Source organism: Microbacterium sp., assembly GCF_048259935.1.
In the GTDB taxonomy this organism is placed as follows: domain Bacteria; phylum Actinomycetota; class Actinomycetes; order Actinomycetales; family Microbacteriaceae; genus Microbacterium.
Genome location: NZ_JBLXHF010000001.1, coordinates 111,827 through 132,183 on the forward strand (window position 1 = coordinate 111,827; position 20,357 = coordinate 132,183).

A 20,357-nucleotide genomic window follows, 5' to 3' on the forward strand; every position below is an offset into this window, starting at 1 on the left:
TGTCCGATTTCCGCGAGCTCGCGGCATCCGGACGTGTCAGAGTGGAGCTGTGACCTTCCAGGCGATGACCTTCGATGAGCGGTATCGCGCGATCGATGCGCGCGATACCCGCTTCGACGGGCAGTTCGTCACGGCCGTGCACTCCACCGGCATCTATTGCCGCCCCTCATGCCCCGCGCGCACGCCGAAGCAGCAGAACGTCAGCTTCTATCCGACCAGCGCCGCCGCCCACGAGGCGGGGTTCCGGGCGTGCAAGAGGTGCCTTCCGGAGGCTGCTCCCGGCTCGCCTGCCTGGGATCTGCGAGGGGATGCTGCCGCCCGCGCCATGCGCCTGATCGCTGACGGTGTGGTGGAGCGCGAGGGCGTTGGCGGGTTGGCTGCGCGACTCGGCTACTCCCGCAGGCATCTGACTCGGTTGCTGACCGCAGAACTCGGTGCAGGTCCTCTTGCGCTGGCTCGCGCGCATCGCGCGCACAACGCCAGGATGCTGCTGGTGGGCACTGATCTTCCGGTCGCCGACGTCGCGTTCTCGGCGGGGTTCTCGAGCATCCGCCAGTGCAACGAGACGATCCGCGAGGTGTTCGACCTGACGCCGAGCGAGCTGCGGGCGCGCCGCCGTGCCGCACAGGAGCCGCAGACCGTCCTCGGCGAGATCGATCTGCTGCTGCCGCACCGTTGGCCCATGGATGCCGCCGGTATCTTCGCGTGGATGGCCGCCCGTGCGATCCCCGGGGCCGAGACGTCGACGGCGAATTCCTTCGCACGGCACCTCCGGATGCCCGGTGGGCCGGCGTGGTTCGAGGTGCGTCAGGAGCCCGGCGGCCCCCTGCGTCTGCGGGCGCGCGTCGCACACCTGGGTGATCTCGCCCCGCTCGTCGCGACCGCCCGCCGCGTCTTCGATCTGGATGCTGACCCTGTTGCGGTGGACGCGGCGCTCTCGCGGCATCCGCTGCTCGCGCCGCTGGTGGCACGCGTCCCCGGCATCCGGGTACCGGGTGCGGCCGATCCGCACGAGATGCTCATCCGCGCGATGGTGGGCCAGCAGATCACTGTCGCGGCGGCACGCACGGCGCTGACCGCGCTGACCCAGGCGCTGGGGGAGCGAGTCGCTGGGCCTGATGGCGAAGAGGGGATCCTGTTCCCGGCGATGACGGCGATCGCCGAGCATGGTGCGGAGGTGCTCAGGGGCCCTGCCGCCAGGATTCGCGCGATCACGGGCGCTGCCACAGCTCTTGCCGACGGGACGCTCACGCTCACCGTCGGCGACGACCGTGCCACGCAACGCAGTGACCTTCTCGCCATGCCGGGAATCGGCCCGTGGACAGCGGATTACGTGCGCATGCGCGTCATCGGCGATCCGGACGTCTTCCTCCCCGGAGACGTCGCGATCCGTGCGGGAGCCGGAGCATCCGGCATTCCGGCGGATGCTGTGCCACTCACCGCCTGGGCAGAACGGGCCGCTCCATGGCGCAGCTACCTCTCCGCACACCTCTGGCGTGCCGCCCCCGTGCGGGCGCCGCGCCGACAGAAGACCCCAGGCCGCAACGAGGAGCTCTCATGACCGCTCTCATCCAGACCATCGACACCGCAGACGGCGCGTTCACCATGTTGGTGGACGAAGACCAGCGAGTGCTCGCCTCGGGGTGGACCCCCGACCACGCCGAGATCATCGCCCGGCTGGCGGCGAAGAACCGTCCCACCGAGATCCGTGAGGGCGAGACCCAGGCCGCGTCCGCCGCTCGCGCGTACTACGCGGGGGATCTCACCGCGATCGATTCCGTCGCGGTGCGCCAGTTCGGCACAGAGCTGCAACAGGCCGGCTGGGACGGGCTGCGAAGGATCGCCCCGGGCCAGCCGCTCAGCTACGCGGAGTTCGCCGCGGAGCTCGGCAGCCCGAGCGCGGTGCGGGCCGCGGCATCCATCTGCGCCCGCAACGCTCCCGCACTCTTCGTTCCGTGCCATCGCGTGCTGCGCTCGGACGGCTCGCTGGGAGGATTCGCGTGGGGCCTTCCGGTCAAAGAGTCACTGCTCGCGCGTGAGCGCGCCCTCAGCTTTCGCTGACCGCCGCCGTCTCGGAGTCGATATCGCTGATGAACGCGACAGCCGAATAGATGATCTTGGTGAAGTCCAGTACGTCATCGCGCAGCGCGGTGTTGTCGACGACATAGGCGAGCATGACGGGGAAATCCTTCATGCCGGCGTGCGGATGCGAACCCGCGATGCGCGCCGCGATCACGATACCGAAGACGCGCAGGTCGACGGTGCCGTCCTCGTGGATGCGGATGAGCTGCGGGTCCGCGGCATCCGGATCGACGCCGAGTTCGCGCAGCGCCGTCAGTGACGTGCGACACCTGACCGCTTCATCGAGCACGGCGAAGAAGTAGTCCGGGCGGTCAGGGCCCGGGATCTGGCGCAGCAGCCGGGCCTCGGCGGGCAGCTGTTCGCGCAGGTCGTCAGGGCCCGTGTCGATACTCGTGATGCGCAGTCGTGAGCTCATCCGCCCAGCCTACGGCGCCGGATCCGGCGCCGCGATCGAGGAATAGTGGTTGTCAGGCCGAGGTTTGGAGCAATAAGCTGTAAGGCTGTCGCGTTGACCGTTTTCCGCACCACAACTTGTTTGAGAGTCATGTCTTCCTCCCCGTCTTCGCACTCCGCTTCGCTGTCGACGCCTCAGGCGCTCTGGCGCCTCGCCCCCTTCGTCAAGCCCGTCGTCTGGCGCTTCGCCGGCGGTGCCGCCAGCGCACTCGCCGCGGCAATCATCGCCCTGATGATTCCGATCGTGCTCGAGCAGATCCTGCGGGGACCGATCGAGTCCGGTGAGATCAGCCTCATCGTCCTCGGCGCGGTCGCCGTTCTCGCACTCGGGCTCGGTGAGGCGGTGATGGTGTGGTTGCGCCGCTGGTTCATCCTGAAGCCCTCCACGGAGGTCGAGTACCAGATGCGCACGCAGCTGTATTCGCGGCTGCAGGCGCTGCCGGTCGCCTTCCACGACCGCTGGCAGTCCGGACAGCTGCTCAGCCGCATGATGCAGGACATCGGTCTGATCCGCCGGTGGCTCGCGTTCGGGCTCATCCTGCTCGTCGTGAACATCCTCACGATCCTCATCGGCTCTGTGCTGCTGTTCCGCTGGCACTGGCTGCTGGGGGTGATCTTCCTGATCACCGGCATCCCGATGTGGATCCGCGGCTACCTGTTCGAGAAGCGCTACGGCGTACTCACGCGCCGTAGCCAGGACCAGACCGGTGACCTCGCTACCAGCGTCGAGGAGAGCGTGCACGGCATCCGCGTGCTCAAGGCCTTCGGTCGCGGAAAGCACGCGCTCACGCGCTTCTCCGGCCAGGCCGAGACGCTGCGCGAGACCGAGATGAGCAAGGCGCGCTCTGTCGGCGCGCTGTGGTTCTTCCTCGATCTGATGCCGCAGATCGCTTTCGGCGTGAGCCTGATGTCGGGTATCTGGCTCATCTCGCAGGGCTCCATCGATGCCGCGCAGCTGTTCGCGTTCTTCGCGATGGCGACTGTGCTGCGGTGGCCGATCGAATCGATCGGGTTCCTCTTTTCGTTCATGCTGGATGCCCGCACCGCGACCGACCGCGTGTTCGACATCTTCTCCGAGACGAACAGCATCACAGACCCAGAGAACCCCGTGCAGATCGGCGAGCCGCGCGGCGAACTGGTCTTCGAGAACACGCATTTCCGGTACCAGGATGCCGGATCCGCCGAACGCGACCTCCTGGACGGCATCGACCTCGTTCTGCGCCCCGGCGAGACGATGGCACTGGTGGGCCTCACCGGCAGCGGCAAGACCACGCTGACGACCCTGCCCGCACGCCTGTACGACGTGACGGGTGGCCGAGTGCTGCTCGATGGCGTCGACGTGCGCGATCTCTCGCTCGTCGAGCTGCGCCGTCACATCGCCATGGCGTTCGAGGACGCCACGCTCTTTTCTGCATCAGTGCGCGAGAACGTGCTGCTCGGACGGGCCGAACTCGACATCCACAGTGCAGAAGGCGAGCGCGTGCTGCGTGAAGCGCTCGGCGTTGCGCAGGCCGGCTTCGTCGACGAGCTTCCGGAAGGCGTGGAGACGGTGATCGGCGAAGAAGGCCTGAGTCTCTCGGGCGGCCAGCGTCAGCGTCTCGCTCTTGCCCGCGCGGTCGCCGCAGCGCCCAAGGTGCTCGTACTGGATGACCCGCTGTCGGCGCTGGATGTCGACACCGAGGCGCTCGTCGAAGAGGCGCTGCGCCACGTGCTCGCTGAGACGACAGCGCTGATCGTCGCGCACCGTCCGTCGACGGTGGCGCTCGCCGATCGCGTCGCACTTCTCGAGCGGGGACGGATCACGGCTGTCGGCACGCACTCGGAGCTTCTTCGCTCGAGCTCGCACTACCGCCACGTGATCTCCAGTCTCGAGGCCGAAGAGGCCGTGCGCACCGGCGCGATTCCAGTCATCGATCTGCAGACCGATACGCAGAACGATACGCGGACCGATACGCGGACCGAAGAAGAGGAGGTGCAGGCGTGAGCGCGTCGCTGACCGGCACCCAGGATGAAGACCGCTCGAACTACACGCGCGAAGAGAGCCGCGCGATCCGTCAGCGCTCCCTGCGGCTGCTCGGCTCGCTCGTCGCGCCGCTGCGCACGAAGATCGTCCTGGCCGCGATCGTTCTCGTGATCTCCACGGCGCTGCAGGTCGCCGGCCCCATCCTCATCAGCATCGGGATCGACTGGGCTCTGCCGCAGGTGCTCGACAACGCCGACTGGATGCCGACATTCCTGATCGGCACCGTCTACCTGGTCGCCGGAGCGGCAGCTGCGGCACTGATCGGCTGGTACGTCGTCCTCGCCGCGCGCATCACCCAGGCGGTGCTCATCGACCTCCGCAAGCGCATCTTCCTGCACACGCAGCGGCTGAGTCTCGAGTTCCATGAGACGTACACGTCCGGCCGCATCATCTCCCGTCAGACGAGCGACCTCGACTCGATCCGCGAGCTTCTCGATGGCGGCCTCAACAACCTGGTCTCCGGCGTGCTCTTCGGCGCGTTCACGTTCATCGCGCTGATGGTGTGGGACTGGCAGTCCGGCGTCATCCTGCTGCTGGCAGGGGTGCCGCTGGTGCTGCTCATGCGCTGGTTCTACTCGCGTTCGCAGGTGATCTTCCGCGAGTCGCGCGTGATCAGCGCCAAGGTGATCGTGCAGTTCGTCGAGACCATGACCGGCATCCGTGCGGTCAAGGCATTCCGCAAGGAGCCGCGCAACGACGTCGCCTTTCAGGAGGTCGCTGGCGATTACCGCGACGTGAACCGCCGTTCGATGCTGCTGTTCGGCACGTTCGAGCCGGGGCTCATGGCGGTCGCCGCCCTCACCCTGGGGCTTGTGGTGCTGTGGGGCGGCATCCGGGTCGCCGACGGCGCGCTGACTGTCGGCGTGCTGCTGTCTGCCGTGCTGTATGTGCGCAACTTCTTCGCGCCCATGCAGGAGATCGCGATGTTCTTGAACTCCTACCAGTCCGCCACGGCGGCGCTGGAGAAGGTTTCTGGCGTGCTCGATGAGGTGCCGACGGTTCCGGACCCCGAAGAGCCCGTCGACCTGTGGGAGTCCCGCGGACACGTGAACTTCGACGAGGTGACCTTCGGGTATTCGGGAGAGAAGACGATCCTGCCGAACTTCTCGCTCGATATTCCCGCAGGGCAGACGATCGCTCTGGTTGGAACCACGGGGGCGGGCAAGTCGACGCTCGCCAAGCTCATCTCGCGCTTCTACGATCCCTCGAAGGGGAACGTGACGCTCGACGGCGTGGATCTGCGTTCACTGCATCCGAAGGATCTGCGCCGTGCGATCGTGATGGTCACGCAGGAGGCGTACCTGTTCAGCGGCACCGTCGCAGACAACATCGCGCTCGGAAAGCCGGATGCGACGCTCGACGAGATCAGGGCGGCCGCCCGCGCCGTGGGTGCGGACGAATTCATCTCCGCGCTGCCGGACGGTTACAGCTCCGACGTGAATAAGCGCGGCGGGCGAGTGTCGGCGGGACAGCGCCAGCTGATCTCGTTCGCGCGTGCGTTCCTCGCAGATCCTGCGGTGCTGATCCTCGATGAGGCCACGGCATCCCTGGATATTCCGTCGGAGCGACTCATCCAGGACGCACTGCAGACCCTGCTCGCCGACCGCACCGCGATCATCATCGCGCACCGGCTCTCGACGGTCGCGATCGCCGACCGGGTGCTCGTGATGGAACACGGCAAGATCATCGAGGACGACACCCCGGATGCTCTGATCAGCGGAACCGGCAAGTTCGCCCAGCTGCATGCGGCGTGGCAGGAGACGCTCGTCTGACCGCCACTGCCCGGCGTGCGGTCGCGCCCCGGGCGGCTGCGGAGGGGTCGCGTCTGGTCGCCTCAACGGAGTTCTGGCGACCATCTGCGACCCCTGCGGCAGTCCGAGGCCAGCACTCCCCGCCCGACGGCCACCGCGCGACCGATACCATCGAGGAGTGGATCCGTTGTGGATGCTGGCCGCCGAGTGGTGGTGGGTCGCTCCGACCGCGGTCGGAGCGGGCGCCGTCACCGCCGTCGGCGTGCGCCGTGGCGTGAAGAACAGCGGCCGAAGAGTGGCGGTGGATGCCGCGCGCAAAGACCTGCACGACGCCCAGCGCGAGGCCGGTGACCGCCGCAGAGCAGTCAAGGTGGCTCGTGCCGAACATGCCCGTCTGGTTGCAGGACGCACGGCATCGCGAGCATCCGCGTCAGAGGTGGCAAGTGCGCGCCGCACGCTGAAGCAGGCAGAGCAGGACGCCAAGGCGGCGCGGGCGGATGTGCGCGCGCGCCGCGTGCACGTGAGCGTGGCGCAGGCGGAGGTGCCATCGGCATCCCAGCGCGAGCTCTACCCGATCGCCCGACTGCACCGGGCCCACGACGCGATCACCGCCCGCTGGATGGCATACGAGACCGATCCGGCCCTGCTCATCGCATACCCCGTCATGAGCGATGGCAAAGAGCCGGCGATGGCGGCGTTCCTCGCTGCCGCACGCGCGGCGCGTGATCTTCGTCCTTCGTCGAGTGCCGGTCTCTCGACTGAGGACTACTCCGCGTATCGCCAGGCGGTGGCGCGCCTGGAGCGCACCTTCGACATCGCAGAGCACACGGCGAAAGAGCGAGCGGCCGGCCGCAACCCGAACAGCGCGAACGGGTGGCAGGACAGCGCGCAGGAGATGCTCAATCGCTCCACGGAGGCGTTGGACAAGGCGGCGGGAGCCGCGGCATCCGCCTTTGCGGTCTGGTCGTCGCGCAAACGTCCGCGCGATGACCAGGACCGCTGAGCCGGGAGCTGCTCAGGCAGGCAGAGAGCGAGTGCGCACGAGTTCTTGGTACCAGTGCCCGGAGTCCTTGACCGTGCGCTCGAGCGAATCGAAGTCGACGCGGACGATTCCGAATCGCTTCGCGTAGCCGTAGCCCCACTCGAAGTTGTCCAGCAGTGACCACACGAAGTAGCCGCGCAGGTCGACACCGCGCTCCATGGCGCGATGGGCTGCGGTGAAGTGGCGACGCAGGTAGTCGGTGCGCTCGGTGTCGGGAACAGTCCCGTCCTCTGCCACCTCGTCTTCGAATGCGGCACCGTTCTCGGTCACCATGAGGGGCTGCTCGGGGAACTGCTCAGACAGCGAGACGAGCAGTTCTTCCAGGCCCTCCGGTGCGATGTTCCAGCCCATCGCCGTGTATGGTCCGGGCTGCTCGACGAACTCGACGGCCTGGTCGCTGCCCGGCCATGCGGTGCCGGCCGAGGTGCCCTTGTGCCCGTCGTTCTGCTGCTTCTCGGACACGCCGTCCCACAGTCGGACGGTCGCTGTGGAGTAGTAGTTGACCCCCAGCACGTCGATCGGCTGATTGATGGTCGCAAGGTCGCCATCGTGCACGAAGGCCCAGTCGGTGACCTCGGCCGTGTCGGCAAGCAGATCTTCGGGGTACTCGCCGCGCAGCATCGGATGCGTGAACGCGCGGTTTGCGAGGCCGTCGATGCGGCGCATCGCCTCGGCGGCCCCGTCGCCCTGGCCGCGCAGCACGTGGAAGTTCAACGTGACCGAGTAGTCGGGGTCTCCCGTGGAGGTTGCACGCAGCCCCTGGATGGCGCGGCCGTGCGCGAGGTTGAGGTGGTGCACCGCAGCCAGCGCGGATGCCGGCTCGGTGCGCCCCGGTGCGTGGCCGCCCTGGCCGTAGCCGAGGTAGGCCGAGCACCACGGCTCGTTGAGTGTCGTCCAGGTGTGCACGCGGTCACCGAGTGCCTCGCCCATGATCTCGGCATACCGCTCGAACGCATCGGTGGTGGCGCGTGAGGTCCAGCCGCCGGCATCTTCGAGGTACTGCGGGAGGTCCCAGTGATAGAGCGTGGCGACCGGGCGGATGTCGCGCTCGAGCAGACCGTCGACCAGGCGCGAATAGAAATCGATACCTGCCTGGTTGACCTCGCCGGTGGCGGTCGGCTGGATGCGCGGCCACGCGATCGAGAAGCGGTAGGCCCCAAGCCCCAGGTCCTTCATCAGATCGAGGTCCTCCGAGGCGCGGTGGTAGTGGTCACAGGCCACGTCTCCTGTGTCACCGTTCCAGACCTTGCCGGGCGTCTTGCTGAACGTGTCCCAGATGGAGGGAGTGCGGCCATCCTCGGCGGCCGCACCCTCGATCTGGTACGACGCGGTCGCCGATCCGAACGTGAACGAGGGCGGGAAGACGAGGCCGGAGTCGCGGTAGTCAGCGGAACCGGTGATGGAACTCATGCGGTGGTCTCCTCAAGGTCTGCAGTGTAGGCACAACGCTACCGGGCCGGGCGAGGTCCACTCATCGGAGGAAGGCGACGGAGCCTCGGTGGGGGAGGGTATCCGAGACCCCGCCGCCAGTATTAAGGGGCGACCTGGATGGACGCGATGACCTCGCCGTACTCGGTCTCGCCGACCTGCGTGAAGCCGACGCGCTCGAAGAACGCGCCAGGACCGCCATCGCCTGCCTCGTAGATGACATCGACGTGACCCATGTCGCGCGATCGGGCTTCGTCGATCAGCGCGGCCACCGCGAAGCGGCCGATGCCTCGGCCCTGATCATCGGCATCGACGTTGATGCGCCACAGCACCGAGCGGAAATGCTCTTCGGGCGCCTCGGGGTCGAAGTTGGCGCTGACGAAGCCGACGACCTCGTTGCGATCGAGGACGACGCGCTGCCAGGACGTCTGCGGGTTGATCACCGTAGCGGCGATCCCGTACGAGACAGGTGCGAGGAACTGCTCCTGTCCTGGTTTGAGAGACAGGTTGTTGACCGCGACGATCGTCGCGGCGGACAGTTCGACCACGCGCAGTTCAGTCATACGCCCAGGGTAACCTCTCTTCGCAGTGTGCGCGCGAAGTTGTCAGCGAACGTTGATAAGTCGACTCAGGTATCTTGGTATCGAGACAAATTTGACTCGTGAACGGAGAATCTCCCGGTGACCGACGACGCCATCATCTACACGTACACGGACGAGGCACCGGCTCTGGCCACCGCGTCGCTCCTCCCCATCGTTCAGGCTTACGCAGGCAAGGCGGGAATCGAGATCGAAACCCGCGACATCTCGCTCGCCGGCCGCATCCTCGCAGCGTTCCCGCAGCGGCTGACGGCCGACCAGGAAGTGTCCGACGCGCTCGCCGAGCTCGGCGGCCTTGCCACACTGCCCGAGGCGAACATCATCAAGCTGCCCAACATCTCGGCATCCATCCCGCAGCTGAAGGCGGCAGTCGCCGAACTGCAGGCCCTGGGCTACGAGATCCCCAGCTTCCCGGATGAGCCGTCCTCTCTCGAAGAGAAGGACATCCGCGCACGTTACGACCGCATCAAGGGCTCCGCTGTGAACCCGGTGCTGCGCGAGGGCAACAGCGACCGCCGCGCACCGCTGGCCGTGAAGAACTACGCCAAGAAGCACCCGCACACGAACAAGCCGTTCGTCGAAGGCTCGAAGACCCGTGTCGCCACGATGAGTGAGAACGACTTCAAGCACAACGAGAAGAGCTGGGTCGCAGCGCACGACGACGTTCTCACCATCCGTCACACCGCAGAGGACGGCACGGTCACCGTGCTCAAGGACAACCTCAAGGTGCTGCCGCGCGAGATCATCGACGCGACCTTCCTGTCAGCATCCGCTCTCGATGCCTTCCTCGCGGAGACCCTCGAGGCGGCAGGGAGCGACGATGTGCTGTACTCGGTGCACCTGAAGGCGACGATGATGAAGGTCTCTGACCCGATCATCTTCGGCCACGTCGTGAAGGCTTTCTTCGCGGACGTGTTCGCTCGTTTCGGCGACCAGCTGGCAGCGGCCGGCCTCAGCGCAAACGACGGCCTCGGCTCGATCCTCGCCGGGCTCTCGGAAATCGATGGCGGCACGGAGATCGCCGACGAGTTCGCCGCGAAGATCGCGGCCGGACCTCGCCTGTCGTACACGAACTCCGACAAGGGCATCACGAACCTGCACGTCCCCTCGGACGTCATCGTGGATGCCTCGATGCCCGCACTCGTCCGCAACGGCGGCAAGCTCTGGGGTGTCGACGGCGGTGAGGACGACACGCTCGCCGTCATCCCGGACTCCTCGTACGCCGGTGTGTACCAGGCCGTGATCGAGGACGTCATCGCGAACGGTCCGCTGAACCCGGCCACGATCGGCACCGTGCCGAACGTGGGCCTCATGGCGCAAGCCGCCGAGGAGTACGGCAGCCACGACAAGACGTTCGAGATCGCTTCAGCCGGCCGCGTCGAGGTTCTCGATGGCGAAGGCCACGTCGTGATCGAGCACCGCGTCGGTGCCGGTGACATCTGGCGTGCGACGCAGACCAAGCACATCCCGGTCATGGACTGGGTGCGGCTTGCTGTTTCGCGTGCACAGGCGACCGGCGTCCCGGCCGTGTTCTGGCTCGACCTGAACCGCGCCCATGATGCACAGCTCATCGCCAAGGTGCACCAGGCGCTCGCAACCCTCGACACCAATGGTGCGCAGATCTCGATCCTCGCTCCTGAGGAGGCCACGCGCTACACGCTCGCGCGCATGCGTCACGGCCTCGACACCATCTCGGTCACCGGCAACGTGCTGCGCGACTACCTCACGGATCTGTTCCCGATCCTCGAGGTGGGCACCTCGGCGAAGATGCTCTCGATCGTTCCGCTGCTCGCCGGCGGTGGACTGTTCGAGACCGGTGCTGGTGGATCGGCACCGAAGCATGTGCAGCAGCTCGTCGAGCAGAACTACCTGCGTTGGGACTCGCTGGGCGAGTTCTTCGCGCTGGCGGCATCGCTCGAGCACTTCGCGGACCGCACCGGAAACGAGAAGGCCCGCGTTCTCGCCGAGACCCTGGATGCCGCAACAGGCACCTTCCTCGAAGAGGACCGCTCGCCCGGCCGCAAGCTCGGCACGATCGACAACCGCGGCAGCCACTTCTACCTGGGGCTGTACTGGGCTCAGAAGCTGGCTGCGCAGACGAAGGATGCCGAACTCGCCGCGGCCTTCGTCCCGATCGCTGAGAAGCTCGCAGCCGAAGAGCAGGAGATCGTCTCCGAGCTCAACGGCGCTCAGGGCTCTGCCGTCGACATCGGCGGCTACTACCGCCCCGACGTCGAGAAGGTCGCGAAGGTCATGCGCCCCTCGCAGACGCTGAACGCGATCATCGACGCGATCTGACACTGATCACGAGAAAGGCCGGATGCTTTCAGCATCCGTCCTTTTACGTACTGTTGGCGTCGCTATGGGCGACGTCAGGAAATCAGTAGTGCACGTTGACCGTGACGCCTTCGGGCGCCCAGTCGAACAGCCACGCGGCCTTCCATACGGGCATACCCACACAGCCGTGGCTCATCGGGGTGCCCCAGTTGCTGTGCCAGTACACGCCGTGCAGCGCTTCGTCGCCGTTGAAGTACATCACCCACGGCACATCGGGCTGGAAATAGTTGGGCGCCTTGGTCAGGTCGCGATTGCCCATGTTCTGGCTCGTGGTCTTCCAGCCGATCTGGAACGAGCCGGTCTGCGTGGCGAACTCGCCCGCACCTGAGGACACCGACCAGGAGTCGACGACAGATCCGTTCTCGATGGCTGTGACGGTCTGGTTCGCGAGGTCGACATCGATCTCGCGGACGAGTGCTGTGCTCTCGAACGGAGTCTCGGTCACAGCGATGGGTTGTACCGCGTCGCCGGATTCGATCCTCTTGGCGAAGTCTGCCGCAACGGTGCTGGTGTCGCCGATCGTGCGGCCGTTCACGCCCACGACCAGATCCTCGAGGACTGTGCCGCCGGTGTTCGTGACCATCTCGGCGGCCACGGGGGCTCGATCGACCGCGGCAGGAAGCGCGTCGACAGCAGTCTGGATCGCCGCTTCGTCTGCAACGACACGCAACGTGCCGTCCTCGTCGACGACATCGATCCAGGTCGCGGCGACAGCGGGAGCCACCGGCACGGTGCGCTCGTCGCCGATGTAGAAGCCGAGCGTTGTGAGCATCGTGTTCAGTTCGGTGGCGACGTCCGTGGCATCGGCGTCGCTGACCGCGGCTGGAGCCTCGGCTGGCGCGCCGGAGTACTCGGCGGCATTGCGATCTGAGGCGAGGGCATCGGTCATCGCAGCGGTGAGACCGGTGAGATCGACACCCGTGCCGGCGACGGCCGGGGTGATGGAATAGGTGCCAGCGGCTTCATCGAAGACGACGGCCGCGTCGACAGCATCTTCGTAGCTCGCCGGAGCCAGCGCGCGCAGCGTCTTGTGCGCCACCGCGGGGTCGAGGGCGATGTCGCCTGCGATCGGGGCCGACATCCATGAGCCGACGTTCCACATGGGATGCTCGGCGAATGCGGACTCGGCAAGAGCGGTGGCATCGACGCTCGCGCCGAGCTCGGCGCCGGTGACGACCGGTTCTGCGCCGACATCGGTCAGCGTGATCTCTACGTCAGCGAGGCGGGACTCGACGACATCAGCGGCAGCGCCCGGGGTCAGGCCGCCGACCGGGATCCCCGCAATCGTCGTGCCGGGAGCGATCAGGAACATCGACGCAGCCCCGAGCGCGACCAGCAGCGCACCCGCGCCGAGTCCTACCCAGAGACCAGTGCGGTGCTTCTTGGGGTCGGGCTCGCGAGGTGCCCACTCGAGTGGCTTATCGCCATCGTTCGGCGGCAACGCCTCTGTAACCGCTGCGCTCGGAGCGGTCTCTGCACCAGGTGATGCGATGAGGTCGGTCACGAATTCACCCCCCGGAGTCGACGTGACATATCCCCTTATCATACGGGGCTGTTTATAACGACGAGGCAACGGTGCGTCAAGCAGAAGCGCCCCGACATCAGACGATGTCGGGGCGCTTCGAGGTTCAGCCGATCAGCTGCAGAGCTTCTGCAGTGCGGTGGCCGAATCCGTCATGTCGCTGGTGATGGTGCTGAGGTCGGATGCTGCCGACATGTCCTGGTCGACGAGCACCTTGGAGAGCACCTCGCTCAGCGCGCCGAAGTCTTCGTAAACGGCGGTGGTCGCAGCCTTGACCTCTTCGTTGGAGACGCTGTCGGCTGCGTCGCCGAAGGCGGCGACGACGGTGTTGAACTGGTCGACGGTGGTCTGCGGGTCGGTCGCCCCGGTCGTGTCGATGTCACCGGCGGCGGTGCTCGCCTCCTGGAGCTTGGGCAGCACGATGCCGCACGCTTCTTCGACGGACTGGTCGGTGTTGGTCTCTTCTGCAGGCGCCGAGCTGTCAGCGGAGTCGGCGGAATCGTTCGAGGTGTTCTCGGATGCGCCTCCCGAACATGCGGTGAGGCCGAGGATGGCGACGGTGGCGATGGCGAATGCTGCGATACGACGGTTCATATGTGACTTCCTCAATGACGGCACCACGAAGAGCGGTGCGATTCTCCGGTCGGTGACCAAGTCAAACACATGTCTAGATCACTGACGATGGGCAGAAGGGCCCCGCTGCCCTGTGCAGTATCGTCAGCACAACGGGCCGATACCCGATCGGCGTGTGAAAGAACTTCGACTTGCGCATATCCCCGTTCGTAAGGTGAACTAACAAACATGACCGAAGCGGGTGATCGGCGGGGAACGACCCCTGCCCAGTACGTCAGCGCGCAGCCGCATGCCTTCGGGCCTGCGCGCTCGCTGCGCTCTCGTGCCAAGGTGCTCCCCGAGCATGCTCGCGGGCACAACAGGGCACTGGTGCTGCAGACTCTGTACCACGCGGGGTCGATGAGTCGCGCCGATCTCTCGCGCGAGACCGGGCTGACTCGCGTCACCATCTCCGATCTCGTCGCCGAGTTCATCACTGACGGGATCATCATCGAACTCGGCATCCGCGAGACGGTCGGCCCCGGAAAGCCGCCCACTCTCATCGACATCGATCGCCTGGGCCATCAGATCATCGGGCTCGATCTCTCGGATGCCGAAGTGTTCCGCGGCGCGGTGCTCAGCCTCGACGGCGACGTGCTGGTGCGACGCGAGGTGGCGCGTCCCGCACAGTCCGACGGAGACGCCGCCTATGAAGCGGTTCTCGGCCTCAGTCGCGCGCTCGTGTCTGCGGCCACCGCCTCGCTGCTGGGCGTCGGCGTCGGCACCCCTGGTGTGGTGCGCCCGGACGGGGTCGTCTTGAACTCTCCCAACCTCGGCTGGACGGACTTCCCTCTCGAAGCACGACTCGGAGCTGACCTCGATCTGCCTGTGCTCGCGCGCAATGATGCCAATGCCGCGGTGCTCGCCGAGTACACGTTCGGGGATGCTCGGTCCGACTTCATCCTGATCAAGATCGGTTTCGGCGTCGGTGCCGGGCTCATCTCCGGCAGTCAGCCGCTGATCGGGAGTCGGTTCGCCGCCGGTGAGATCGGGCACGTCGTCGTCGGCACCGGCGGGGGACCGCACTGCGTCTGCGGACGAGAAGGATGCCTAGAGGCCTGGCTCAGCGTCACACGATTGCGTGACGAAGTAGCAGCCCGACCCGATGCCCGCGACGTGATCCTGCGCGATGCAGGAGCGCGCATGGCGATCGCGATCGCTCCCATTGTCACAGCGCTCGACCTCTCTGAAGTGGTGCTCTCCGGACCATCCGAGCTGCTCGACGGCCCGCTCATCGAGGCGGCCACTGAAACTCTGCGCGCCCGCGCGCTCGAAGGCGTCTTCGACAACGTCGTGATCCGGCTCACCCGCCAAGACGACATCGTGCTTCGCGGCGCTGCAGTCATGGTCCTCTCCGCCCAGCTGGGAGTCTCGTAGTGCCGCCTGGAGCCCCTTCCCGCGTCGCTGCATCGAGATGCCCCGCGACGGTGGCTCCATCGCCCGTGCATCTCGATGAGAGAATCGAACTGCTTCCCTCCGGTTCTCCAGCGGCCGCCCTTGGCGCCGCGCTGGTCGGAGCGCCCGCCCCCGAACAGGAGACCGCTATCCATGGCTGAAGTCGTCATCGTCGAGAACCCCGCTGCTGCGGGAGCGCTGGTCGCGGATGAGGTCGTGCGACTGATCGCGCGGCGTCCGGATGCCGTGTTGGGCCTTGCCACCGGATCGACTCCGCTCCCGGTGTACAAGGCGCTGCAGGAACGTCTCGCCGGAACCGATGTGTCGCAAGTGCGTGGATTCGCTCTCGATGAGTACGTCGGCATCGACCCCGCTCACCCCGAGAGCTACCGGTCTGTGATCACCCGCGAGGTCGTCGAACCGCTGGGGCTGAACCCCGAGCGCATCCACACTCCGAATGGTGCTCTGGAGAGCGTCCAGCATGCCGGTGCTGATTACGAGGCCGCGATCGAGGCGGCGGGCGGCGTCGACCTGCAGATCCTCGGAATCGGCACCGATGGTCACATCGGATTCAACGAGCCCGGCTCATCCTTCGCGTCGCGCACGCGCGTGAAGACCCTCGCCGAGCAGACCCGCAAGGACAACGCCCGCTTCTTCGACTCGATCGACGACGTGCCGATGCACTGCATCACTCAGGGCCTCGGCACGATCCAGCGCGCGCGGCATCTCGTGCTCCTCGCGTTCGGTGAGGGCAAGGCGCGGGCGGTCGCCGGTGCCGTCGAGGGTCCCGTCAGCGCGCTGCTGCCTGGCTCGGCCATCCAGCTGCACGAACACGTGACGGTCGTTGTCGATGAAGCCGCAGCATCCCAACTGAAGCTCGCCGACTACTACCGTTACGCCTTCGACAGCAAACTGGAGTGGCAGGGGCTCTAAGGCCGGGCGCCTGCGTTCCGGTTCCTCGCGAGCGCGGGCCAGGCGATGGGCAGCAGGTGCTCCAGGCTCAGCGGCGCGAGCTCGAGCGTGCCGATGTCTGCGGGGGTGATCCATCGCAGCTCGGCGAGCTCGGCCTGCACGGTGACAGCATCCGCGTCGATCGTGAGCGCGAACGCATCGGCGATGACGCGGTGACCCGGTTCGTTCGCGGCGGCGGATGTGAACCTGCCCAGCGGCTCCAGTTCGGCCTCGGCAACGATCAGACCGAGTTCTTCGTCGAGTTCACGGGCGAGCGTCTGGGCCGGCTTCTCGCCGGCCTCCGGCTTGCCTCCCGGCTGCATGAAGGCGGTTGTGCCCTGCTTGCGCACGACGAGTACGCGGCCGGCCTCATCGTGGATGACCGCCGCGCTGACGTAGATGTCAGGCATGATCGAACACCTTTCCGGGATTCAGGATGCCGAGAGGATCGAATACGCGCTTGATCTGCCGTTGGATCTCCCACTGATCCTCGCCGAGTTCTTCGGAGAGCCACCGGCTCTTCAGCATCCCGATGCCGTGCTCGCCGGTGAGAGTGCCGCCCAACCGAATCGCGGAACGGAACAGATCGTCGGCAGCGGCCCACACGATGTCGGGAACCTCTTCGCCTTCGAAGACGAAGTTCGGGTGCAGGTTGCCGTCGCCCGCGTGGGCGACCGAGGGGATGATCAGCCCGTACTGCTCTTCGATGCGGGCGATTTCGTCGTACATCGCCGGGAGGGCGCTGCGCGGCACCGAGACGTCTTCGATCAGGGTCGTGCCGAGACTCGCGAAGGCGCCATGCATCGAGCGGCGGATCGCGAGCAGTCGCTCGCCCTCGGCACGGTCATAGGTGAGCGAGACCTCTCCGCCTGCCGTGCGTAGGACCTGCGCGATGCGATCGGCGTCGGAGCGAGCCGTGGGGCCGTCGGTCTGGATGGTGAGCTGCGATGTCGCGGGCGGGGGAGCAGGCAGCGAAAGATACGCGTGCACGGCGGCGAGGCCAGCCGCGTCGATGAGCTCCATGATCGCCGGCTGAACACCGGATGCGGTGATCGCGGCCGACCCCATCGCCGCTGCGCGCACACTCGAGAACAGCGCGGTGAGCGTGCACGTCTCGCCCTCGACGACGCGGCGAAGTTTGAGAGTGGCACCGACGACGACACCGAGGGTGCCCTCCGAGCCGATGACGAGCGACGTCAGATCGAGGCCGGTGACGCCCTTCACGCTGCGGTGCCCCAGGCGAAGGAGGCGCCCGTCGGCGAGCACGAGATCGATGGCGAGCACCCAATCGCGGACCACGCCGTACTTGGCGCAGAGCAGGCCGCCGGCGCCGGTGGAGATATTGCCTCCGACGGTGGAGATGTCGCGGCTGGCGGGGTCGGGCGGCCACCAGAGTCCGCTCTCGGCCAGCAGGGCGTTGAGATCCGAATTGAGGATGCCGGGCTCGACGACGGCGATCAGATCATCAGGACGGATCTCGAGCACGCGATTCATCCGCGCGGTCGACAGCACGATCTCGCCAGGGCCGGCGTTGGCAGCCCCCGCGAGTCCGGTCCCCGCGCCGCGCACGACGACCGGGGTGCGATGCTCGGTGGCAAGACGCATCGTCTGCTGCACGTGGGCGATGCTCTCCGCATGCACGATCGCCAGTGGCCTGCCGGGGGATCGGTGTCCTGACCGATCGGAGCGCGCGGCCTCCAGAGAATCTGCGGCGACATCGACAATGTCGCCGAGCGAATCTCGCAGGGCCGCGACGACGGTCAACGCAGGTTTCTCCGACCCGTGACGACACCGGTTGCCACGGCGACGACCGCGAAGGCGATGCCGGCCCACGCCTGTCCCATCGACCACCATGCCAGCGTGACGCCGGCGTAGATCAGCAGTTCGACAGCGGCGCGGATGAACGGATGCAGCTGCAGCACAGCCCGCGGGGAGAGGAAGAGCGCCCAGACCAGCAGCACGACGGCGGGTGTGCCGATACCGAAGACGAGCCCCCCCGGGAAGTCCCACATCGAGAAGCCCCAGATCGCAAGAGATGCCAGCGCGACGATCAGGACGACGGTCCGAATGATCTCGAGCGGACTGATCCTGGGCCGGGTGGGATCGGGGACGGCGTCTACTGCTTCGGGCATGATCCCAGTCTATTCGGCCGGTGCAGCGTCCTCGGTCGGGGCATCATCCTCGGCCGGGACATCGGGCACGACCTCTTCGACCACGGTGCCCTCGGCTGATTCTTCGACTGAGGCTTCGGGGGCGGACACTTCCGCAGCAGGAGCCTGTGCGTCGATGACCGGCTGTTCGGCGGCGGGCTGGTCTTCGACGACCTGATCATCTGATGCTGCCGGGTCACCGGAATCTGTCGAGGCCAGATCACGGAGTTCGTGCAGGCTGCGGGTGAAGACGATCGTCGGGCCGGTGTCGGTCAGGTACTGGAAAACGACGGCCTGATCGGATTGGATCTGGCCAGGGTTCGGCGTCAGCTGGAGAGTACCGTTTCCGTCGCTGTCGAGAACGGTGCGGGCAGAGCCGCCGGTGCCCTTGTTGATGACGGCCTCAAGAGTCGCTCCAGGAACGCCGCCGGAGATGGGAACGATGACGTGCACGCCGTCCTGCATCCAGGTGACCTCTCCGATCGTCGCACCCTCCGTTGGATCCGTCGGGTCCGTCGGATCGGTTGGCTCCGTCGGGTCGACCTCTCCGCCGTCGCCGGGGTCGGTCACCCCGCCATCGCCTGGATCTGTCGGCTCTACGCCGTCGTTGCCCGCACCGTCGCTCGGCTGCTCGTCGTCGACAGGCGCAGAGGCCTCTTTCACCGGTGCTTCCTCGGTGACCGGTGGTGCGACGGGCTGCTGCGGTGGCAGGTCGGGAGCATCCTTCGGCGTCTTCTTATCCGGGACGTCGAGAACCAGGGGGGCCTTCGACTCGATGCTGCCGTCGGGGGCGACATCCGAAGAGATGGATGAGCTGTCTGCGTCACCGGCGCTGGGCAGCGATGTCACCGGGCTCGCATCGAGGAGACCGGGGATGATCGCCGCCGCCGCGACCACGCCAGCGACGACCAGGGCGGCTGAGCCTGCGCCGACGAGTGCGCCGATGCTGGTGATGGCTCCGCCACTCGCCCCACCGCCTGCTGAACTGCTGGCAGCGGCGCTCGCCGCGGCATCCATGCCGGCCGGTGTCGCACCGGTGACGACGACGCCGCCGGCGACCACGCTGGAAGGCATTGCGGCGACGGCGACGGCAGGAACGCCGCCGGTCTGCAGCATGGCGGCGTATCCGCTGGCTCCGGCGATCCCCAGAACCAAGGGCAGCAGAACCAGAGCGAGTCGGCTGGAGACCTCATCCGCTTCGCCGGCGACGATGAGGCAGCGTGCGCAGCCGTCGAGGTGCGCGTCGATGCGCGCGCGGTCTCGTGTGCTGACGTTCCCGCGTGCGTAGGCACCGAGACGTTCGATGGTCCAGTGGCATTCCGAATCGGAAGAAGTGCTTCGAAGGTGCGCCTGCACCCATGCCGCGCGCAACCCTTCGCGGGCACGGAAGGCGAGCTGAGAAACTGCGCCGGCCTTCATCCCCAGCAGGGGGGCGATCTCGGCAGGCTTCATCTGCTCGATCTCGGAGTACCAGAGCACCTCCTGCCAGCGGGTGGGCAGACCACGGAACGCCTGCGCTGTCAGTCCGCGGTCGAGCGCGTCGTCGGCGGCCTGTTCAGTGCTGTCGGGATCGGGAACGGTCTCGAGCTCGTCCATCGCGGTCTCGCGACGCGCGCGTCCCCAGGCAGCGGCAGTGTTGCGGATGCTCGTGAACAGGTAGGCGCGGAACGAACCGTTCGGGCCGCCGCCCTTCAAGATCGCCTGATAGATGCGTGCGTACGACTCCTGGACCAGGTCATCCGGATCGATGCTCGAAGTGACAGAGCGGGCGACCACGATGCCGGAAGGGTAGTGACGGCGCCAGAGTTCACCGAACGCTTCGCCGTCTCCTGAACGGGTGCGCAGGATCAGGTCGGCATCAGCTGCCGGCTCGGTCTCAGAAGTCTTGTCGTAATGCACTGTCATCCATAGGTTGTGGGGCAGATCGTGGGCCTCCACAAGAAGAGACGCGTGAATCGCTCATTCGTCACGCGCCCGGACTATTCTCTCGTGAAATTTCCCGCCTGGCCAGC

At 66.7% G+C, this 20,357-nt stretch carries 17 protein-coding genes; 8 read left to right on the forward strand and 9 right to left on the reverse strand.

All coding sequences use genetic code 11. The annotated features are described in order from the left end of the window. Positions 1–64: 64 nt before the first annotated feature. Both ACN0RC_RS00490 and ACN0RC_RS00495 read left to right on the forward strand, forming a co-directional pair. Positions 65–1,561 carry an AlkA N-terminal domain-containing protein gene (locus tag ACN0RC_RS00490; RefSeq protein WP_417508567.1) on the forward strand — a complete coding sequence of 499 codons (1,497 nt, stop codon included), beginning with the start codon at positions 65–67 and terminating at the stop codon, positions 1,559–1,561. Next, positions 1,558–2,061 (forward strand): methylated-DNA--[protein]-cysteine S-methyltransferase, encoded by a 504-nt coding sequence (locus ACN0RC_RS00495; protein WP_417508101.1) that lies wholly within the window; start codon positions 1,558–1,560, stop codon positions 2,059–2,061. The genes ACN0RC_RS00490 and ACN0RC_RS00495 overlap by 4 nt, the downstream gene beginning before the upstream one ends. On the opposite strand, the gene ACN0RC_RS00500 is transcribed toward ACN0RC_RS00495, so the two are convergent. Continuing rightward, on the reverse strand, positions 2,048–2,497 hold the full coding sequence (locus ACN0RC_RS00500) for a hypothetical protein (RefSeq protein ID WP_417508102.1): 450 nt from the start codon (positions 2,495–2,497) through the stop codon (positions 2,048–2,050). The genes ACN0RC_RS00495 and ACN0RC_RS00500 overlap by 14 nt on opposite strands. A gap of 129 nt (positions 2,498–2,626) precedes the next feature. Here ACN0RC_RS00500 and ACN0RC_RS00505 point away from each other — a divergent pair, with 129 nt between their 5' ends. The 3 genes from ACN0RC_RS00505 to ACN0RC_RS00515 all read left to right on the forward strand — a co-directional run bounded on the left by ACN0RC_RS00505 (position 2,627) and on the right by ACN0RC_RS00515 (position 7,312). After that, positions 2,627–4,519, forward strand: a complete 1,893-nt coding sequence (locus ACN0RC_RS00505; RefSeq protein WP_417508103.1) for an ABC transporter ATP-binding protein — start codon at positions 2,627–2,629, stop codon at positions 4,517–4,519. After that, positions 4,516–6,330: an ABC transporter ATP-binding protein gene (locus tag ACN0RC_RS00510; RefSeq protein ID WP_417508104.1), complete on the forward strand. Its 1,815-nt coding sequence runs from the start codon at positions 4,516–4,518 to the stop codon at positions 6,328–6,330. Before ACN0RC_RS00505 ends, ACN0RC_RS00510 begins: the two co-directional genes overlap by 4 nt. Before the next feature lie 157 nt (positions 6,331–6,487). Then, positions 6,488–7,312, forward strand: coding sequence for a hypothetical protein (locus ACN0RC_RS00515; protein WP_417508105.1), 825 nt, complete (start codon positions 6,488–6,490; stop codon positions 7,310–7,312). Positions 7,313–7,324: 12 nt separating this feature from the next. Here the strand turns inward: ACN0RC_RS00515 and ACN0RC_RS00520 are convergent, their stop codons facing one another. Beyond that, complete coding sequence (locus ACN0RC_RS00520) at positions 7,325–8,761, reverse strand: GH1 family beta-glucosidase (protein ID WP_417508106.1); 1,437 nt, start codon at positions 8,759–8,761, stop codon at positions 7,325–7,327. A 122-nt stretch (positions 8,762–8,883) separates the two neighbouring features. Beyond that, the gene (locus tag ACN0RC_RS00525; RefSeq protein ID WP_417508107.1) at positions 8,884–9,342 is read right to left on the reverse strand and encodes a GNAT family N-acetyltransferase; all 459 of its coding nucleotides are present in this window, start codon (positions 9,340–9,342) and stop codon (positions 8,884–8,886) included. A gap of 117 nt (positions 9,343–9,459) precedes the next feature. Here ACN0RC_RS00525 and ACN0RC_RS00530 point away from each other — a divergent pair, with 117 nt between their 5' ends. After that, positions 9,460–11,676, forward strand: a complete 2,217-nt coding sequence (locus ACN0RC_RS00530) for an NADP-dependent isocitrate dehydrogenase (RefSeq protein WP_417508108.1) — start codon at positions 9,460–9,462, stop codon at positions 11,674–11,676. An 82-nt stretch (positions 11,677–11,758) separates the two neighbouring features. Here the strand turns inward: ACN0RC_RS00530 and ACN0RC_RS00535 are convergent, their stop codons facing one another. Both ACN0RC_RS00535 and ACN0RC_RS00540 read right to left on the reverse strand, forming a co-directional pair. After that, positions 11,759–13,219 carry a L,D-transpeptidase family protein gene (locus tag ACN0RC_RS00535; RefSeq protein ID WP_417508109.1) on the reverse strand — a complete coding sequence of 487 codons (1,461 nt, stop codon included), beginning with the start codon at positions 13,217–13,219 and terminating at the stop codon, positions 11,759–11,761. A 132-nt stretch (positions 13,220–13,351) separates the two neighbouring features. Further along, a complete protein-coding gene (locus ACN0RC_RS00540; protein ID WP_417508110.1) occupies positions 13,352–13,831 on the reverse strand; it encodes a hypothetical protein in 480 nt (159 codons plus the stop codon). A gap of 207 nt (positions 13,832–14,038) precedes the next feature. On the opposite strand from ACN0RC_RS00540, the gene ACN0RC_RS00545 reads away from it, so the two are divergent. Then, positions 14,039–15,226, forward strand: coding sequence for an ROK family transcriptional regulator (locus ACN0RC_RS00545; RefSeq protein ID WP_417508111.1), 1,188 nt, complete (start codon positions 14,039–14,041; stop codon positions 15,224–15,226). 171 nt (positions 15,227–15,397) lie between these two features. Continuing rightward, positions 15,398–16,177 (forward strand): glucosamine-6-phosphate deaminase, encoded by a 780-nt coding sequence (locus tag ACN0RC_RS00550; RefSeq protein ID WP_417508112.1) that lies wholly within the window; start codon positions 15,398–15,400, stop codon positions 16,175–16,177. On the opposite strand, the gene ACN0RC_RS00555 is transcribed toward ACN0RC_RS00550, so the two are convergent. The 4 genes from ACN0RC_RS00555 to ACN0RC_RS00570 are packed head-to-tail and all read right to left on the reverse strand — an operon-like array spanning position 16,174 to position 20,250. After that, positions 16,174–16,605 carry an NUDIX hydrolase gene (locus ACN0RC_RS00555; RefSeq protein ID WP_417508113.1) on the reverse strand — a complete coding sequence of 144 codons (432 nt, stop codon included), beginning with the start codon at positions 16,603–16,605 and terminating at the stop codon, positions 16,174–16,176. The two genes, ACN0RC_RS00550 and ACN0RC_RS00555, sit on opposite strands and share 4 nt — an antisense overlap. Next, positions 16,598–17,959 (reverse strand): FAD-binding oxidoreductase, encoded by a 1,362-nt coding sequence (locus ACN0RC_RS00560; protein ID WP_417508114.1) that lies wholly within the window; start codon positions 17,957–17,959, stop codon positions 16,598–16,600. The genes ACN0RC_RS00555 and ACN0RC_RS00560 overlap by 8 nt, the downstream gene beginning before the upstream one ends. Next, complete coding sequence (locus tag ACN0RC_RS00565) at positions 17,956–18,327, reverse strand: YrdB family protein (protein WP_417508115.1); 372 nt, start codon at positions 18,325–18,327, stop codon at positions 17,956–17,958. The genes ACN0RC_RS00560 and ACN0RC_RS00565 overlap by 4 nt, the downstream gene beginning before the upstream one ends. A 9-nt stretch (positions 18,328–18,336) precedes the next feature. Further along, complete coding sequence (locus ACN0RC_RS00570) at positions 18,337–20,250, reverse strand: sigma-70 family RNA polymerase sigma factor (protein ID WP_417508116.1); 1,914 nt, start codon at positions 20,248–20,250, stop codon at positions 18,337–18,339. Positions 20,251–20,357: the final 107 nt, after the last annotated feature.

What these genes read in the sequence shown, in the direction of transcription:
- ACN0RC_RS00490 (WP_417508567.1), top strand. Translation starts at nt 65, where the DNA reads ATGACCTTCGATGAGCGGTATCGCGCGATCGATGCGCGCGATACCCGC.
- ACN0RC_RS00495 (WP_417508101.1), top strand. Translation starts at nt 1,558, where the DNA reads ATGACCGCTCTCATCCAGACCATCGACACCGCAGACGGCGCGTTCACC.
- ACN0RC_RS00500 (WP_417508102.1), bottom strand. Translation starts at nt 2,497, where the DNA reads ATGAGCTCACGACTGCGCATCACGAGTATCGACACGGGCCCTGACGAC.
- ACN0RC_RS00505 (WP_417508103.1), top strand. Translation starts at nt 2,627, where the DNA reads ATGTCTTCCTCCCCGTCTTCGCACTCCGCTTCGCTGTCGACGCCTCAG.
- ACN0RC_RS00520 (WP_417508106.1), bottom strand. Translation starts at nt 8,761, where the DNA reads ATGAGTTCCATCACCGGTTCCGCTGACTACCGCGACTCCGGCCTCGTC.
- ACN0RC_RS00525 (WP_417508107.1), bottom strand. Translation starts at nt 9,342, where the DNA reads ATGACTGAACTGCGCGTGGTCGAACTGTCCGCCGCGACGATCGTCGCG.
- ACN0RC_RS00540 (WP_417508110.1), bottom strand. Translation starts at nt 13,831, where the DNA reads ATGAACCGTCGTATCGCAGCATTCGCCATCGCCACCGTCGCCATCCTC.
- ACN0RC_RS00545 (WP_417508111.1), top strand. Translation starts at nt 14,039, where the DNA reads ATGACCGAAGCGGGTGATCGGCGGGGAACGACCCCTGCCCAGTACGTC.
- ACN0RC_RS00550 (WP_417508112.1), top strand. Translation starts at nt 15,398, where the DNA reads ATGGCTGAAGTCGTCATCGTCGAGAACCCCGCTGCTGCGGGAGCGCTG.
- ACN0RC_RS00555 (WP_417508113.1), bottom strand. Translation starts at nt 16,605, where the DNA reads ATGCCTGACATCTACGTCAGCGCGGCGGTCATCCACGATGAGGCCGGC.
- ACN0RC_RS00565 (WP_417508115.1), bottom strand. Translation starts at nt 18,327, where the DNA reads ATGCCCGAAGCAGTAGACGCCGTCCCCGATCCCACCCGGCCCAGGATC.
- ACN0RC_RS00570 (WP_417508116.1), bottom strand. Translation starts at nt 20,250, where the DNA reads ATGACAGTGCATTACGACAAGACTTCTGAGACCGAGCCGGCAGCTGAT.